We start from the raw sequence: 14,013 nt of genomic DNA, 5'->3' as shown, positions 1-14,013 counted from the left end.
CAAGCTACCTTGCGGTGCAAGACAGGTCAAGGGCGGAACGCCTCAGGCTGCGAGGGATACCTCACAGGCCTGAGGTCACTCGACGACCTCGGTGCGGACGTCGTCGAGGTGGTCGCGCCGGGCCCGTGCCATCCACCAGCCGCCCTCCTGGAGGACGCCGGGCTCGAAGGTGTACCCGTCCGACAGCAGCACGGGCGGTCCAGGGCGTCCCGTGCCCCGCACGAGGAGCACGGCCCCGTCGGTCATCGGATCCCACGGCTCGTACAGCTCGACGTCGATGCCCGCCACCCGGGCGGTCGTCCGCACGGTGACGCTGTCGTGCACCTGGTCGTCGGTGACGGACCTCGCACCGAAGCGTCTCGACCACTGGTAGTCGGCGTCGTCGACGGGAACGGGGACGGTGGTGCAGGCCAGGGCGTGCCCCGGCACCCGGAGGGGCTCGCCCTCCCTCCCGAAGAGCGGGAGCCCCGCCAGGTCGAGGGACCGCCATGCTCCGTCGACCACGCCGTACCGGCCGTGGAGCAGCGGCAGGCCGTCGTCCCCGGCCCAGTCGCGTTCGAAGGTCATCGTGACGTCGGGCGTCGACACGGGCAGCCACGCCACGTACACGCTGCCCATGCGGTGCAGGAGACGGGTGCCGACCCAGGCCTCCGCCCCGACGACGCGGCTGTTGCGCGCACCCACGAAGGCCAGGCCGTCCCGCTCGGCGAGGACCTCGATCGAGCGGTCTCCCATGACCCCGATCCTGTGCACCCACCGTCGGACCGTCTCGTCCACCAACGGGGTGACGCGTCCGTCGGCGTGCTGGACCCCGGGGCGAGTGGGGTCCCCGGGCAGGGGCACCGGCGCGAGCGAGCGGAGCGGCTCGGGACCGGAGGGGCCGAGCACGAACGCGCCGGCGACGCACCTGTCCGGACGCGCGAGGTCGGCGGCGTCGACGACGGTGTCCGCGACCGACTCCACGGCCTCGACGTCGGAGAGGTCGTCAGCGGCCAGCCAGAAGGAGCCGTCGTCCTCGAGCCGCCCGGTCGCGAAGGGCGGGGCACCCTCACGGGCGTAGCCGCTGAGCTCGTACGCCGAGTCACGACCGGCCGTGATCGCGACCTCGTGCCCGAACAACCACCCCGTCGCCGCGTGGCGCGTCACCGTGCCGACGTCGACCGGGTACGACGACCACCCTCCACGCTCCCGGAGGGAGACGAGGACCTTGCCCGGCCGGTCGGGGTCGGGCCGGACGCCGTCACCGCGGACCACGACCTCCCCGTCGACCGTGACGGTCACCCCGTTGGGCTCCACCCACGTCGCGCGCTCGGCCATCCGGTGCTCCCCCCGTCGCGGATCGGACGAGACGATGCTAGCGAGGGCGGAGACGTGCGGCAGCGGCGCACCGGCCTGCCCGGCGCGGTGCGGCGTATCGTCGTCCGCATGAGCGATCACGACGACACCACACCGGACACCGCCCCCGACGGCTCGACGAACATCAGCGACGAGCAGGCCGAGCACACCGAGCAGCTGGCCGACGGCTCGAAGGACGGCCTCGTCGACGACGACAAGGACTCGGACGCCGACAAGGCCTGAGCTAGAGCTGCTCCCCGGAGCGCTCCCGCACACCACGAGAGGCCCCGGACCGACCTGCCCGCACCTGCGGGGGTCGGATCGGGGCCTCTCGTCGTGCGGCCCAGGCCTAGGAGGTGCGGGTCGGCGTCGAGGGACCGGCCGCCGGCACGGTCGAGGCGTCGATCCAGATCGGGGCGGCCCGGAACTCCGGGACGCTGGTGAGCATCGACGGCCGGAACGTGTCGACGTCCCACCCCGGCACGCTCAGCGCCACGCGCCAGTTCAGGGCGGACACGTACATGGCGGCTTCGTCGGCCTCGAACTCCTCCTCGTCGAGGTCCTCCGGGAACGCGTGGTACGCGTAGTGCGACACGAGCGCCAGCACCTCGTAGGCCGCCCACGTGTCGTGGGCCGGGGCCGAGTGGACGTACTGCTCGTGGTGCTCCTCGCCGTAGTACTCCTCGAAGGTGCGCTCGTTCAGCGCGGCCAGGAGCGCCCCGAGGGCCGGAGCCGTCTGCGGGGTCAGGGTCCGGGCCACGCGATCGCCGTCGTCGTCGACGACGTTCCACGAGAAGGGCCCGCCGAACCGCGGGTCGAGACCGGCCCAGACCAGCACGCGCACCAGCTCGTGCCCGACGATCGACTTGCTCATCGCTCTCTCCCCCTGCGGCGCGGGCACGGGAGCCCTGCACTGCCCCGCCATCCTCGTCGAGTCGCCCGGCCCGATCGACCCCGTCTCAGGGGGCCACGCCTCCTCTCGGTGGGCCTCTTCCCCGGCACCGCGGGGTCGAGTGGTCAGCATCTGTCCCTCCCGGCACCGGGAACGACACCTCCTGACCACTCGAGGCCGACGCCCGGCCGCCAGGGCGCCGTACCCCGAGCGTGAACGTTCACGCCGCCGGGGCGTAGCGTCGACGGCGGTGCGCAGCGGAGCGCCCCCGACAAGGAGAACCCCATGGAATTCAGGTACCTCGGCAACTCAGGACTCAAGGTCTCCGAGCTCACGTTCGGCAACTGGCTCACGCACGGCTCGCAGGTCGAGAACGACACGGCGACGGCGTGCGTCCGTGCCTCGCTCGACGTCGGAATCTCGACCTTCGACACGGCCGACGTGTACGCGAACACCCAGGCGGAGGTGGTGCTCGGCGAGGCCCTGAAGGGCGAGCGTCGCGAGTCGGTCGAGATCTTCACCAAGGTCTACGGCCCGACCGGCCCCAAGGGCCACAACGACACCGGCCTCAGCCGCAAGCACATCACCGAGTCGATCAACGGCTCGCTGCAGCGGCTCCAGACGGACTACGTCGACCTCTACCAGGCGCACCGCTACGACGTCGAGACTCCCCTCGAGGAGACGATGGAGACGTTCGCCGACCTCGTCCGCCAGGGCAAGGTCCTCTACATCGGCGTGTCCGAGTGGAACGCCGAGCAGCTGCGCGAGGCGCACGCGCTCGCCCGTGAGCTCAAGATCCAGCTCGTCTCGAACCAGCCCGAGTACTCCCTGCTCTGGCGGGTCATCGAGGAGGAGGTGGTGCCGACCTCCAAGGAGCTGGGCATCTCGCAGATCGTCTGGTCCCCCGTGGCGCAGGGCGTGCTGACCGGCAAGTACACCAAGGGCGGCGAGCTGCCCTTGGGCAGCCGGGCCACCGACCAGAAGGGCGGCGCCGCGATGATCGAGCGCTGGATGGGCGACGACGTGCTCGACGCTGTCGCGCAGCTCAAGCCCGTCGCGGACGACCTCGGCCTCACGCAGGCTCAGCTGTCGCTGGCCTGGGTGCTGTCGAACGAGAACGTCGCGTCGGCGATCATCGGCGCCTCGCGTCCGGAGCAGGTCGAGTCGAACGCGAAGGCGTCGGGCGTCGTGCTCGAGGCCGACGTGCTCGCGAAGATCGAGTCGATCTTCGAGGGGCTCGCCGAGACCGACCCCCGCAAGACGCAGATGCCCGCCGGCCGCGAGGTCTAGGACCGCCGCACCGCCGCACCGGCGTCGGCCGCGCCTCGCGCCGCCGCACCCCTCGAACCCGCGTCCACCCTCGTGCGCGGCTCGTGGGTGCACGCGGGTCCCGCGGGTGCGGCCGTCGCAGGAGGCGGTGGCCGGGGCGTCGGGACCGGTCCCGGTCGCCTGCGTGGCGCCTCCTGGGCTCGTGTGTCTTCCCTGTACATCTGCCGGACGCCGGTCGCGGGCTGTCGGGCGGGCCTACCGTCCACGACACAGCCGGGACATCCCGGGACTCAGCAGGAGGAGGAACCGCATGTCCATCGGAGACAAGGCCAAGGACGCAGTGCAGAAGGCAGCCGGACACGTGGAGGAGGCCGTCGGCAAGAAGACCGACGACGCCGAGCTCACCGCTCAGGGCCAGAAGGACAAGTCGATGAGCGAGGACCGTCTCGCCACCGAGCGCGCCAAGGACGGCGACCAGCACTGATCCACCCGGGCGTCGACACGTCGCGCCCTCCAGTCCGAGCCCGGCACCTGCACAGGTGCCGGGCTCGACTGCTGTCCGGGGTCGGGCTCGGGGTCGGGGGTCGGCTCTACGGTGGGGGCATGAGCGACCACGCCGAGCCCGATGCCGCCCGCCTGCGAGGAGCCCGATGGGCCGTGACCGGGGCCGCCGGGCGGATCGGGGTGCACCTCCGCTCCGCGCTGCACGAGCTCGGGGTCGAGCTCGTCTCGACCGACGTCGTCGAGGTGCCGCCGGTCGCCGGCGCCCCCGGCGCGGCTGCCGACGCCGCTTCCGTCTCCGGTGCCGACCCTGACGCCGCAGCCGCCGCCCCCGAGCGCCGTGAGGTCGTCGACGTCGCCGACCTGGAGGCCCTGACCGAGCTCCTCACGGGCTGCGTCGGGGTCGTCCACCTCGGCGGCCTCAGCGACGAGGCCGACTTCCACGACCTGGCGACGGTCAACGTGGTCGGCACGTACCACGTGCTCGAGGCCGCGCGACGGGCAGGCGTCGGCCGCGTGGTCTTCGCGAGCAGCAACCGGCTCACCGGCGCGTACGACACCGACACGACCGTCGACGTCGGCATGACGCCCCGCCCCGACGGGTTCTACGGCGTCTCGAAGGTCGCCGGCGAGGCCCTCTGCCGCCTGTACTCCGACAAGTTCGGCCTGAGCACGATCGCGCTCCGCATCGGCAGCTACGGCGAGGCGCCGGAGGACACCCGGCACCTGCACACCTGGCTCAGCCGCCCGGACGCCGTGCGCGCGTTCGTCGCCGCCATGACGACCGATGTCCACGCGGCCGTGTTCTACGCGGTGTCCGCCAATGCCGAGGGGTGGTGGGACCTCGCCGCGGGCGAGGCCGTCGGCTTCCGCCCGCAGGACGACGCCTCCGTGGCGGCCGACGGCCCCCTCCCCGAGCCGTCTCCCGAGGGCGTCGCGCCGACGGAGACGGGCACCGTCGCCGGCCCGCAGGGCGGACCCTTCGCCTCGGCGGCCTTCTCGCTCGACCGCATGACCCGCTGACGGCCGACTCGTCGACACCCTCGGGACCCGCGCACACCCCTGGGTGCGCACGAGGGTCCGCGCGGGTCCGGCGGGTGCACGCGGGTTCGGCGGGTGCCGACGCTCGTGCCCCGACGGGCCGACGGGCCGCCGGGCCGCCGGCAGGCTAGGAGGCGACGCCCACGATCCGCACGTCGACCGTGGGGTCGGGCAGCTGCTGCTCCGCGAGGTGCACGAGGAGGCGCGCCGCGACGTCGCGGGCCACGGCCGGCCCCGAGGCGGCCTCGTCCACGGCGAGGTCGAGCACCACCCGGGTCTCGTCGTCGGTCACGACCAGCGTCACCAGGGGCTGCGAGCGCCCCGCAGGCTGCGTCGCAGAGTCAGATGCGTCGGCACCGCCGGCACCCGTGCCCACGCGGGCGGTCACGCTGGCGACCGCTGCCGCGAGTCCGTCGAGCGCCTGGCGGGCGATCTCGACGGCGCCGGGCCGGGCCTGCACCCGGGCGACGCCGTCCGTCTCGGCGGCGAGCGCCCCGAGCTCGAGCGCGAGGTCGTCGAGCCGCGCCTGTCCCGGGGAGGCGACGGGCGCCTCCGCGTCGGTCGTCGCGTCGTCCCTCGTCGCCTCGTCCATCACAGTCCTGCCTCTCGGGCACCGAGGTGCACGTCGCGCACGGTCACGTCGAGCGCCTCGACGACGATCTCGGTCTGGCGGGTGAGCGCCCGGGCCACGGCCTCGCGGACGAGGTCGGCCACGCTCCGCAGGTCGGCGCCGTAGACGACGCTGATCGCCACGTCGACGCGGATCGGCGCGTCCGCGATGCCCACGTCGCCCGCGAGCCCGCACGAGACCACGACGGCGCCGGGCACCGAGTCGCCGGCCTCGCGGACGAGCGAGCGGACGGCGCCCTCGGTGATGTGCACCGTGCTGCGCGCGTCGGGCGAGGCCAGGGGGATGTCGCGGCCGGTGCGCGACTCGAGGCGCACGCGGTCCATGACGCCGGCGATCCACGACGGGTCGGGCGCGGGAGCCGTCGCGACGTCGCTCTCGACGAGCTCGGACGACAGCGCCCGCAGCCGCTCGAGCGCGAGGAGCTGCGCGAGGCACTCGGGGTCGTCCTCGATGAGCGGGTCGTACGGCTCACGGCCGGAGTCGAGGTAGTCGGCGAGCCGCTCGGTCGAGACCGAGTCGACGTCCGGCTCCGAGCTCTCACGGGGGCTCTCGGCGGGCTGCGCGGCAGGCGAGAAGGGCGTCGGGTCACTCATCGCCAGGCCTCCATCTCTCGGGTCAGGGACTCTCGGGCACGGGCGAGCTGGCCCCTCACGGCGGTCACGGACGAACCGGTCCGCTCCGCGATGTCAGCGTACGACTCGCCGCCGACCTCGCGCATGGCCCAGACGCGGCGCTGGGCGGCAGGCAGCCGGTCGAGCGCCTGGCGCAGCGCGACCATCGCGTCGGACGACTGCGCCCGGCGTTCGGGGTCGTCGTGGGCGCCGTCGGTCGACGGCACCTCCAGGTCGTCGACGTCGGCGGCGGGACGGCGACGACGGATCAGGTCGAACGCCTTGCGCGACACGATCGTCATCATCCAGCCGCGGACGGCGTCGGGTGTCTGCAGGCCCGGCAGCTCCCGCCAGATGGTGATCGACGCCTCCTGCACCGCGTCGGAGGCGTCGGCCCGGGACGAGGTGAGCCGCGTCGCGTACGCCGTCATCAGGCCGAGGTGGCGTCGCAGCAGCACCTCGAAGGCCCGTTCGTCGCCCTCCGCGGCACGGGACGCGAGCGTGCCGTCGGCGGCGTCCGAGAGGTCGATCGGCATGCTGCCTCCTCTGCGCGGCGGCCCCGGTGAGGGCGTGCTGGTGGAACGACTTCGACGAGTTCCGTGACGATCGGGTCGCGGGGTGCGTCCCATCATGACTACACCAGACTCACGCAGAACGGAGCCACCATGGCCGACACCACGCAGACCACGCCCGCCGCCGCCACGACCCCGACCCCGACCGGCCTCGCGACCGACGGCCCCACGCCCGGCCGCACGGTGGTCGCCGACGCCGTCATCGCCAAGGTCGCGGGCATCGCCGCCCGTGAGGTGCCCGGCGTGCACGCCCTCGGCGGCGGGGCCGCGCGGGCGTTCGGCGCCCTCCGCGACGTCGTCGGCAGCACGGACCTCGGCCAGGGCGTCCGCGTCGAGGTCGGCGAGACCCAGGTCGCCGCCGACGTCACGATCGTCGTCGAGTACCCCGTCGCCATCAGCAAGGTCGCCGACGAGGTCCGTGAGTCCGTCGCGGCCGCCATCGAGCAGCTCGTCGGCATGGACGTCGCCGAGGTCAACGTGTCCGTCACCGACGTGCACATCCCCGGCGACGACGACGAGGACGACGACCAGTCGGACGCCCGCGTCCGCTGAGCCGACGCGCCGGCGGCGCACCAGCGACGCGACCGGCGACGCGACCACGTCGAGGAGGTGCGGTGCAGGTCTGCCTGCACCGCACCTCCTCAGCGTGTCGGCAGGGCGCGCGGTCCTCAGCGCACCGCGAGCACGATCTTGCCGAGGTGCTGCCCCGACTCCATCCGCTTGTGGGCGGTCGCGGCGAACTCGAGCGGGTAGACGCTGTCGAGCACCGGACGCACGGTGCCGGCGGCGACGAGCGGCCAGACGTGCTCGCGCACCTCGGCCATGATCGCGCGGCGCTCCTCGAGCGGACGGGCACGCAGGGTCGTGCCCCAGATGCGGGCGCGCTTGGCCATCAGGCGCCCCACGTCGATCGTCGCGGACGTGCCGCCCTGCGTCGCGATCACCATGACGCGACCGCCGGGGGCCACCGCCTCGACGTCGCGCGCCAGGTAGTCGCCGCCGACGAGGTCGAGCACGACGTCGACGCCGCGCCCGTCGGTCAGCTCGTGCACGACCTCGACGAAGTCCTCCTGCTTGTAGTCGATGCCGCGGGCCGCGCCGAGCTGCTCGCAGAACGCCGTCTTCTCGGCCGAGCCGGCGGTCGCGTAGACGGTGGAGCCGAGTGCCGCGGCGAGCTGGATCGCGATCGACCCGACGCCGCTCGACCCGCCGTGCACGAGCAGGGTCTCGCCCGGCTGCAGCCCGGCCGACATGAAGACGTTCGACCACACGGTCGCGAGCGCCTCGGGCAGCCCGGCCGCCTCGACCAGGTCGAGGCCCTTCGCGTAGGGCAGCAACAGGCCCTCGTCGACGGCCACGCGGTCGGCGTAGCCGCCGCCGGACAGCAGCGCCAGGACGTAGTCGCCCAGGGAGGCGCCCGTCACCTCGCTGCCCACGCTCACGACGGTGCCGCTCACCTCGAGCCCCGGCCACGCGGGCGCCCCGTCCGGCGACGGGTAGTGCCCCTCGCGCTGCGAGACGTCGGCACGGTTCACGCCCGCCGCGGCGACGTCGATCACGACCTCGTGGGGACCGGCGACGGGCTCGGGGACTTCGCTGACGACGAGGGCGGAGGGCCCTCCGGGAACGGGGACGGTGACGGCGCGCATGCCCCCATCCTCCCCCTCCCGCCTGACCACCTAGTCTTGCCTGCGTGCTGCTCTCCGACCACGACATCAAGCTCGAGCTCGACGCCGGGCGCATCGGCCTCGATCCCTACGACTCCTCGCTGATCCAGCCGTCGAGCATCGACGTGCGGCTCGACCGTCTGTTCCGGCTGTTCGACAACCACAAGTACCCGTTCATCGACCCTGCCGCCGAGCAGCCCGAGCTGACGCGACTGGTCGAGACGCCCGCCGACGAGCCGTTCATCCTGCACCCGGGCGAGTTCGTCCTGGGCAGCACCTACGAGCGCGTCACGCTGCCCGACGACGTCGCCGCCCGCCTCGAGGGCAAGAGCTCGCTCGGCCGCCTCGGCCTGCTGACGCACTCGACGGCCGGCTTCATCGACCCCGGCTTCACCGGGCACGTCACCCTCGAGCTGTCGAACGTGGCGACGCTCCCGATCAAGCTCTGGCCGGGCATGAAGATCGGGCAGCTCTGCTTCTTCCGCCTCAGCTCGCCGGCCGACCACCCCTACGGCTCGGGCGAGTACGGCTCGCGGTACCAGGGCCAGCGCGGACCGACCGCGAGCCGCTCGGCGACGAACTTCGTCCACACGGACGTGTCCGCGCGCGACTGAGCCGCGAAGGGCTCAGCCCTGCAGGAGGCGCGGCTCGGCCGAGCAGCGCGCTCGGCCGAGCAGCGCCCATCAGGCCCCGGGAGGCGTGAAGGGCACCGGCCCGATCTGGGCCCGGAACGCGAGCACGTGGTCCATCACGACCAGGGCGAGCATCGCCTCCACGATCGGCGTCGCGCGGATGCCCACGCAGGGGTCGTGCCGCCCGAAGGTCTCGACGCTCGTCTCGTTGCCCTCGCGGTCGATCGAGCGCTGGGGCGTCCTGATCGAGCTCGTCGGCTTGATCGCGACCGAGACCCTCAAGTCCTGCCCGGTCGAGATCCCGCCGAGCACGCCGCCCGCGTCGTTGGTCTCGAAGCCGTCGGCGGTCAGGGCGTCGCCGTGCTCGCTGCCGCGCTGCGAGACGCTGTCGAAGCCCGCCCCGATCTCGACGCCCTTGACGGCGTTGATGCCCATCATCGCGGCGGCGATGTCCGCGTCGAGCTTGGAGAACAGGGGCTCGCCGAGGCCCGCGGGCACGTTGCGGGCGACCACGTCGATGCGCGCGCCGCACGAGTCGCCGGCACGGCGCAGCTCGTCCATGCGCTCCTCGAGCCGCGGCACGATCGCGGCGTCGGGGGCGAAGAACGGGTTCTGCGCGATCTGCGACTCGTCGGTGAACGGGACGGCGATGTCGTCGAGCTGGCTCATCCAGCCGGTGAACGAGATGCCGCCCTGCTCCTGCAGCCACTTGCGCGCGACGGCACCCGCGGCGACCATCGGCGCGGTGAGCCGGGCGGACGAGCGGCCGCCGCCGCGAGGATCGCGCACGCCGTACTTGCGCCAGTACGTGTAGTCGGCGTGGCCGGGGCGGAACGTGTCGAGGATGTTGCCGTAGTCCTTGCTGCGCTGGTCGACGTTCCGGATCATGAGGGCGATCGGCGTGCCCGTGGTCTGGCCCTCGTAGACGCCGGACAGGATCTCGACGGCGTCGGGCTCCCGGCGCTGCGTGACGTGGCGCGAGGTGCCCGGGCGGCGGCGGTCGAGCTCGACCTGGATGTCGGCCTCGCTCAGGGAGAGGCCCGGAGGGCACCCGTCGATGACGCAGCCGATGGCGACGCCGTGCGACTCGCCGAAGTTCGTGACGCGGAAGAGTTCACCGAAGGTGCTGCCAGACATGGGACGACCTTACGGCCCGCGGGCCGGGACGGCGGAACGAGAAGGGGGTGCGGGCGGGGACCCGACGCCCTCACCCGCACCCCTCGCAGCCGCGAACGGGACCCGACGTCCCTGGGCGAGCTGCGTGACGACTCGCGATCCTGAACCCAAATCGCGAGGCACTCTCATTCTGCGTCGTGTCAGGCCCTCGTGGCCACCAGGTGGTCACGAAACGAAGGCAGAGGACACGGAGCGAAGGAGGCGCAGGATCGGGACCGCGACGGCCGCCTCCCCCAGGGGGCCGGCGCCCAGGGGGCTGAGGGGCAGGCCTCAGGACTCGAGGGTCTCGCGGGGAGTCCGGCCGAACTGCGTCGAGTAGAGCGCGGCGAACCGCCCGGGGTTGGCGAAACCCCAGCTCAGTGCGATCCCGGCCACCGTGTGCCCGAGCGTGGGGTCGCCGAGCACGAGGTCGCCGTGGGCGCCGCGCAGGCGCGCCGCGCGCAGGGACGCCATCGGGGTGGTGTCGAGGTGGCGACGGAACGCCAGCTGCAGCCCCCTCGGGGTCAGGCGGGCCGCCTCCGCGATCTCGACGACGCCGATGTCGTCGTGGGCGTGCTCCTCGACGAACGCGAGCGCCCGACGGACCGTCGACGGCAGCGCCCCGGCGTCGGAGGACCGACCCGTCCCCACCACGTTCGTGTCGAAGGCCTCGACGAACGCCGTCACGAGGGAGCGGAACGCGGCCGCCCGCACGAGCGGGCTCGCCATCGCGGCGTCGTTCGAGAGGACCCCGTCGAGCACGTGCCGGGTCGTGCTGCCCCAGTGCTCGCCCAGGGCCTCCGAGACGGGCTCCATCGCGAGGGTCTGCAGGCCCCCGGGCGGCGTCGCGAGCGACAGCCCGGTGAGCTCGCGCTCGACGGCGGCCCGGTCGAGCATGACCTGGCCGAGGTGCATGTCGTCCCAGTGGTGCTCCTTGACGCGGTCGCTGGGGAACACGAATCGGTCGCCGGCCTGCGCCCGCAGCTCGGCGGTGCCGTCCGACAGCCCGTACCGCCCGGCCATCACGCGGCTGATGCAGAAGAACTCGGGCAGCGGCTCGCTGACCGCGTGCAGCTGGCCCCGGTAGTGGATCTGGCCCATCGCGAAGCGGTCGTCGCCCGACACGACCCGGCCGAAGCTGAAGTCCGGGCCGCCCGCGGGCGTGAGGTGACGGAGGCGGTAGATGCGGCTGATGATCGAGTGGGCGACCGCGGGGTCGCTCGTCTCGACGCCGCGGACCCGAGGATCGTCGAAGTCCGTACGGCGGGCACCGGTGCGGGTCCAGGCACTCGCCGTCGGGGGACTCGCCATGCGCCCCTCCAGGCGGTGCAGCGGAGCACGAGGTGCTCCCGTGGGCGACGAGGTCGGTGGTCGACGCACCTCGGGTCGCATCGGCCTGATCCACCGATTCCCGTGATGCTACCTCTCAGGCTCGACTCGGGCGACTCTCACCCGACCGCCCGGTATCGAACGTGGCCGGGGTGCCGGGCCGGCGCCTCCTCGGGGCTCCGGCCCGCGCCTCCTCGGGCACGGGGGCACCGCCTCCTCGGGCACGGCCCCGAGCTCGCGGCGTAGCGTCGGGGCATGGACTACAGGACCCTCGGGAACAGCGGTGCCTCCGTGTCGGAGCTGACACTGGGCACCATGACGTTCGGCGCAGAAGCCGACGAGACCACCTCTCACCAGATCCTCGACGCGTTCGTCGCGGCCGGCGGCACGCTCGTCGACACCGCCGACGTGTACTCGGCGGGGACCTCGGAGGAGATCATCGGGCGCTGGCTCGCCGCGCACCCCACGGAGGCGGCGCAGGTCGTGCTCGCGACGAAGGGGCGGTTCCCGATGGGGGACGGCCCCAACGACGTCGGCCTCTCGCGCCGGCACCTCGCGACGGCGCTCGACGCGTCGCTCAGCCGGCTCGGCGTGGAGCACGTCGACCTCTACCAGATGCACGCCTGGGACTCCTTCACCCCGATCGACGAGACGCTGCGGTTCCTCGACGACGCGATCACCGCGGGCAAGATCGGCTACTACGGCTTCTCGAACTACCTCGGCTGGCAGCTGACGAAGGCCGTCGCCCGGGCGCAGGCGCTCGGCTTCGCGCCGCCCGTCACGCTGCAGCCGCAGTACAACCTGCTGGTCCGCGACATCGAGCACGAGATCGTCCCCGCATCGCTCGACGCTGGTATCGGCCTGCTGCCGTGGTCGCCCCTCGCCGGCGGCTGGCTGAGCGGCAAGTACCGCCGCGACGAGGCGCCCACCGGCGCGACCCGTCTGGGAGAGGACCCGAAGCGCGGCATGGAGGCGTGGGAGGCGCGCAACGGCGACGAGCGGACCTGGTCGGCCATCGAGGCCGTCGCCTCCGTCGCGGACGCGCACGGCGCCTCCTCGTCGCAGGTGTCGCTCGCGTGGCTGCTGCGGCAGCCGGCCGTGACCTCGGTCATCCTGGGCGCGCGCACGGTCGCGCAGCTCGACGACAACCTCGGCGCCTCCGACCTCGCGAAGCTGCTCACCGACGACGAGCTGGCCCGCCTCGACGCGTCGAGCAGCCCGCGCGTCGACGACTACCCGTACGGGACCGCGGGCGTCGCGCAGCGCGACCGCAAGCTCACCGGCGGCCGCTGAGCCGCGCTGGCGCCTGAGCGGCGCTGGCGCCTGAGCGACGCGAGAACGACGAACCGACGTGGGCGACCACGTCGGTTCGTCGTTCTGGCGGAGAGACGCGGCCTCTAGGAGGCGCGCGTCGGCTCCCCGGGAGCGAGGGCCGAGCCGCTCCGCTCGGCGCGCACCCGCAGCACCACCACGACGACCAGCACGACGGCGGCGGCGACCAGCGCGGTGACCCCCGCGGCGGTGTCGAGCGGCTGCCCCGAGAACCGGCCGACGGCGACCCACGCCAGGCCCCAGACCAGCGAGAGCATCGGGGCGATCCGACCTCGCCCGACGACGGCGACCGCGACGCCCGAGAGCCCGGCGACCGCGAGGACGATCGTCGACCAGAGCCCGCTCGGCAGCCCGAACCCGTCGAAGCCGGACTCGACGAGGGCCGCGGCGACGTTGGCGGCCGTCGCGACCGACACCCAGCCGAGGTAGAGGCCCATCGTCCCGTCGGTGACGACGGCGTCGACCCAGCTGCGGGTGGGGGTGCGCACGACGAGCAGGAAGATGCGGACCAGGACGGCGAGCAGCGCGACGATCACGACGACGCTGAGCCATACCTGGCCGAGCTGCACGGCGGCGAACAACCAGGCCGCGTTGAGCAGCATGGAGGCGGCGACCCAGTAGCCGAGGCGGCGGTGTCGGTCGACGGCCCGCTGGCCGGGCAGCGCCTGGTAGACGGCGTAGGCGACGAGGCCGGCGTAGATGACGGACCAGATCGAGAAGGCCGTCGTCGCCGGGGCGATCGGCGTCGCGTCGGCGCTGAGCGCGCCGCCGGAGGCACCCGAGACGGAGGTGCCGCCGAAGGCCCCCGAGCCGACCGCGGCCAGGACGATCGCGAGCACGGCGCCCACGACGACGACGACCTGGCGGACGACGTCGGCGGACGCGGGAGGTGCCGTGGCGGTGGCGGGACGGGTCGCTGCTGTGCTCATGCCGCCGACGCTATCCCCGCCCGATCTCTTAGCAACTGAATCATCAGCGATCTCCCAGCCCGCCCCTCCTGCGCCCGGGCCCTCGGCAGCCTCGTGTCCGCAAATGCCGACCGTGAA

At 73.3% G+C, this 14,013-nt stretch carries 16 protein-coding genes; 7 read left to right on the top strand and 9 right to left on the bottom strand.

Annotated elements, in window-relative coordinates; all coding sequences use genetic code 11:
- Positions 1 to 75: 75 nt before the first annotated feature.
- Entirely contained in the window at positions 76 to 1,317 is a 1,242-nt protein-coding gene (locus ITJ48_RS15025; RefSeq protein WP_194614261.1) for a hypothetical protein, read from the bottom strand.
- A 108-nt stretch (positions 1,318 to 1,425) separates the two neighbouring features.
- Here ITJ48_RS15025 and ITJ48_RS15020 point away from each other — a divergent pair, with 108 nt between their 5' ends.
- On the top strand, positions 1,426 to 1,578 hold the full coding sequence (locus ITJ48_RS15020) for a hypothetical protein (protein ID WP_194614260.1): 153 nt from the start codon (positions 1,426 to 1,428) through the stop codon (positions 1,576 to 1,578).
- A 106-nt stretch (positions 1,579 to 1,684) separates the two neighbouring features.
- On the opposite strand, the gene ITJ48_RS15015 is transcribed toward ITJ48_RS15020, so the two are convergent.
- Positions 1,685 to 2,209: a hypothetical protein gene (locus ITJ48_RS15015; RefSeq protein WP_194614259.1), complete on the bottom strand. Its 525-nt coding sequence runs from the start codon at positions 2,207 to 2,209 to the stop codon at positions 1,685 to 1,687.
- Positions 2,210 to 2,512: 303 nt separating this feature from the next.
- On the opposite strand from ITJ48_RS15015, the gene ITJ48_RS15010 reads away from it, so the two are divergent.
- The 3 genes from ITJ48_RS15010 (at position 2,513) to ITJ48_RS15000 (ending at position 5,020) form a co-directional block, all read left to right on the top strand.
- Positions 2,513 to 3,517, top strand: a complete 1,005-nt coding sequence (locus ITJ48_RS15010) for an aldo/keto reductase family protein (protein WP_194614258.1) — start codon at positions 2,513 to 2,515, stop codon at positions 3,515 to 3,517.
- 289 nt (positions 3,518 to 3,806) lie between these two features.
- Positions 3,807 to 3,980, top strand: coding sequence for a CsbD family protein (locus ITJ48_RS15005; RefSeq protein ID WP_123548416.1), 174 nt, complete (start codon positions 3,807 to 3,809; stop codon positions 3,978 to 3,980).
- 119 nt (positions 3,981 to 4,099) lie between these two features.
- A complete protein-coding gene (locus tag ITJ48_RS15000; RefSeq protein ID WP_194614257.1) occupies positions 4,100 to 5,020 on the top strand; it encodes an NAD(P)-dependent oxidoreductase in 921 nt (306 codons plus the stop codon).
- 145 nt (positions 5,021 to 5,165) lie between these two features.
- On the opposite strand, the gene ITJ48_RS14995 is transcribed toward ITJ48_RS15000, so the two are convergent.
- From ITJ48_RS14995 to ITJ48_RS14985, 3 genes are read right to left on the bottom strand one after another with little or no spacing between them, the layout of a single operon-like run.
- Positions 5,166 to 5,630 (bottom strand): hypothetical protein, encoded by a 465-nt coding sequence (locus ITJ48_RS14995; RefSeq protein WP_194614256.1) that lies wholly within the window; start codon positions 5,628 to 5,630, stop codon positions 5,166 to 5,168.
- The gene (locus tag ITJ48_RS14990; RefSeq protein ID WP_194614255.1) at positions 5,630 to 6,262 is read right to left on the bottom strand and encodes an Asp23/Gls24 family envelope stress response protein; all 633 of its coding nucleotides are present in this window, start codon (positions 6,260 to 6,262) and stop codon (positions 5,630 to 5,632) included. Before ITJ48_RS14990 ends, ITJ48_RS14995 begins: the two co-directional genes overlap by 1 nt.
- Complete coding sequence (locus ITJ48_RS14985; RefSeq protein WP_194614254.1) at positions 6,259 to 6,816, bottom strand: RNA polymerase sigma factor; 558 nt, start codon at positions 6,814 to 6,816, stop codon at positions 6,259 to 6,261. Before ITJ48_RS14985 ends, ITJ48_RS14990 begins: the two co-directional genes overlap by 4 nt.
- A 129-nt stretch (positions 6,817 to 6,945) precedes the next feature.
- Here ITJ48_RS14985 and ITJ48_RS14980 point away from each other — a divergent pair, with 129 nt between their 5' ends.
- Positions 6,946 to 7,404, top strand: a complete 459-nt coding sequence (locus ITJ48_RS14980; RefSeq protein ID WP_194614253.1) for an Asp23/Gls24 family envelope stress response protein — start codon at positions 6,946 to 6,948, stop codon at positions 7,402 to 7,404.
- A gap of 116 nt (positions 7,405 to 7,520) precedes the next feature.
- On the opposite strand, the gene ITJ48_RS14975 is transcribed toward ITJ48_RS14980, so the two are convergent.
- Positions 7,521 to 8,501, bottom strand: coding sequence for an NAD(P)H-quinone oxidoreductase (locus ITJ48_RS14975; RefSeq protein WP_194614252.1), 981 nt, complete (start codon positions 8,499 to 8,501; stop codon positions 7,521 to 7,523).
- Positions 8,502 to 8,545: 44 nt separating this feature from the next.
- Between ITJ48_RS14975 and dcd the strand changes: the two genes are divergently transcribed.
- On the top strand, positions 8,546 to 9,133 hold the full coding sequence (gene dcd / locus ITJ48_RS14970; RefSeq protein WP_123548404.1) for a dCTP deaminase: 588 nt from the start codon (positions 8,546 to 8,548) through the stop codon (positions 9,131 to 9,133).
- A gap of 69 nt (positions 9,134 to 9,202) precedes the next feature.
- On the opposite strand, the gene aroC is transcribed toward dcd, so the two are convergent.
- Both aroC and ITJ48_RS14960 read right to left on the bottom strand, forming a co-directional pair.
- The gene (gene aroC / locus ITJ48_RS14965; protein ID WP_194614251.1) at positions 9,203 to 10,288 is read right to left on the bottom strand and encodes a chorismate synthase; all 1,086 of its coding nucleotides are present in this window, start codon (positions 10,286 to 10,288) and stop codon (positions 9,203 to 9,205) included.
- 309 nt (positions 10,289 to 10,597) lie between these two features.
- Positions 10,598 to 11,617 carry a helix-turn-helix transcriptional regulator gene (locus tag ITJ48_RS14960; RefSeq protein WP_194614250.1) on the bottom strand — a complete coding sequence of 340 codons (1,020 nt, stop codon included), beginning with the start codon at positions 11,615 to 11,617 and terminating at the stop codon, positions 10,598 to 10,600.
- 273 nt (positions 11,618 to 11,890) lie between these two features.
- On the opposite strand from ITJ48_RS14960, the gene ITJ48_RS14955 reads away from it, so the two are divergent.
- The gene (locus ITJ48_RS14955; RefSeq protein ID WP_192170254.1) at positions 11,891 to 12,928 is read left to right on the top strand and encodes an aldo/keto reductase; all 1,038 of its coding nucleotides are present in this window, start codon (positions 11,891 to 11,893) and stop codon (positions 12,926 to 12,928) included.
- A 104-nt stretch (positions 12,929 to 13,032) separates the two neighbouring features.
- Here ITJ48_RS14955 and ITJ48_RS14950 read toward each other — a convergent pair whose 3' ends face one another.
- Complete coding sequence (locus ITJ48_RS14950; RefSeq protein ID WP_194614249.1) at positions 13,033 to 13,896, bottom strand: tryptophan-rich sensory protein; 864 nt, start codon at positions 13,894 to 13,896, stop codon at positions 13,033 to 13,035.
- Positions 13,897 to 14,013 lie beyond the last annotated feature (117 nt).

This window comes from Frigoribacterium sp. VKM Ac-2530 (assembly GCF_015350835.1).
Lineage (GTDB): Bacteria > Actinomycetota > Actinomycetes > Actinomycetales > Microbacteriaceae > Frigoribacterium.
The sequence above is the reverse complement of the archived record's forward strand: the minus strand, read 5'-3'. Positions and strand labels throughout refer to the sequence as shown.

Bases quoted from the DNA above. Each gene is read 5' to 3' on its own strand.
- ITJ48_RS15015 (WP_194614259.1), bottom strand. From the start codon at position 2,209: ATGAGCAAGTCGATCGTCGGGCACGAGCTGGTGCGCGTGCTGGTCTGG.
- ITJ48_RS14980 (WP_194614253.1), top strand. From the start codon at position 6,946: ATGGCCGACACCACGCAGACCACGCCCGCCGCCGCCACGACCCCGACC.
- ITJ48_RS14975 (WP_194614252.1), bottom strand. From the start codon at position 8,501: ATGCGCGCCGTCACCGTCCCCGTTCCCGGAGGGCCCTCCGCCCTCGTC.
- ITJ48_RS14955 (WP_192170254.1), top strand. From the start codon at position 11,891: ATGGACTACAGGACCCTCGGGAACAGCGGTGCCTCCGTGTCGGAGCTG.
- ITJ48_RS14985 (WP_194614254.1), bottom strand. From the start codon at position 6,816: ATGCCGATCGACCTCTCGGACGCCGCCGACGGCACGCTCGCGTCCCGT.
- ITJ48_RS15005 (WP_123548416.1), top strand. From the start codon at position 3,807: ATGTCCATCGGAGACAAGGCCAAGGACGCAGTGCAGAAGGCAGCCGGA.
- ITJ48_RS14950 (WP_194614249.1), bottom strand. From the start codon at position 13,896: ATGAGCACAGCAGCGACCCGTCCCGCCACCGCCACGGCACCTCCCGCG.
- ITJ48_RS14995 (WP_194614256.1), bottom strand. From the start codon at position 5,630: ATGGACGAGGCGACGAGGGACGACGCGACGACCGACGCGGAGGCGCCC.
- ITJ48_RS15020 (WP_194614260.1), top strand. From the start codon at position 1,426: ATGAGCGATCACGACGACACCACACCGGACACCGCCCCCGACGGCTCG.
- ITJ48_RS14960 (WP_194614250.1), bottom strand. From the start codon at position 11,617: ATGGCGAGTCCCCCGACGGCGAGTGCCTGGACCCGCACCGGTGCCCGC.
- aroC (WP_194614251.1), bottom strand. From the start codon at position 10,288: ATGTCTGGCAGCACCTTCGGTGAACTCTTCCGCGTCACGAACTTCGGC.
- ITJ48_RS15000 (WP_194614257.1), top strand. From the start codon at position 4,100: ATGAGCGACCACGCCGAGCCCGATGCCGCCCGCCTGCGAGGAGCCCGA.
- ITJ48_RS15010 (WP_194614258.1), top strand. From the start codon at position 2,513: ATGGAATTCAGGTACCTCGGCAACTCAGGACTCAAGGTCTCCGAGCTC.
- ITJ48_RS14990 (WP_194614255.1), bottom strand. From the start codon at position 6,262: ATGAGTGACCCGACGCCCTTCTCGCCTGCCGCGCAGCCCGCCGAGAGC.
- ITJ48_RS15025 (WP_194614261.1), bottom strand. From the start codon at position 1,317: ATGGCCGAGCGCGCGACGTGGGTGGAGCCCAACGGGGTGACCGTCACG.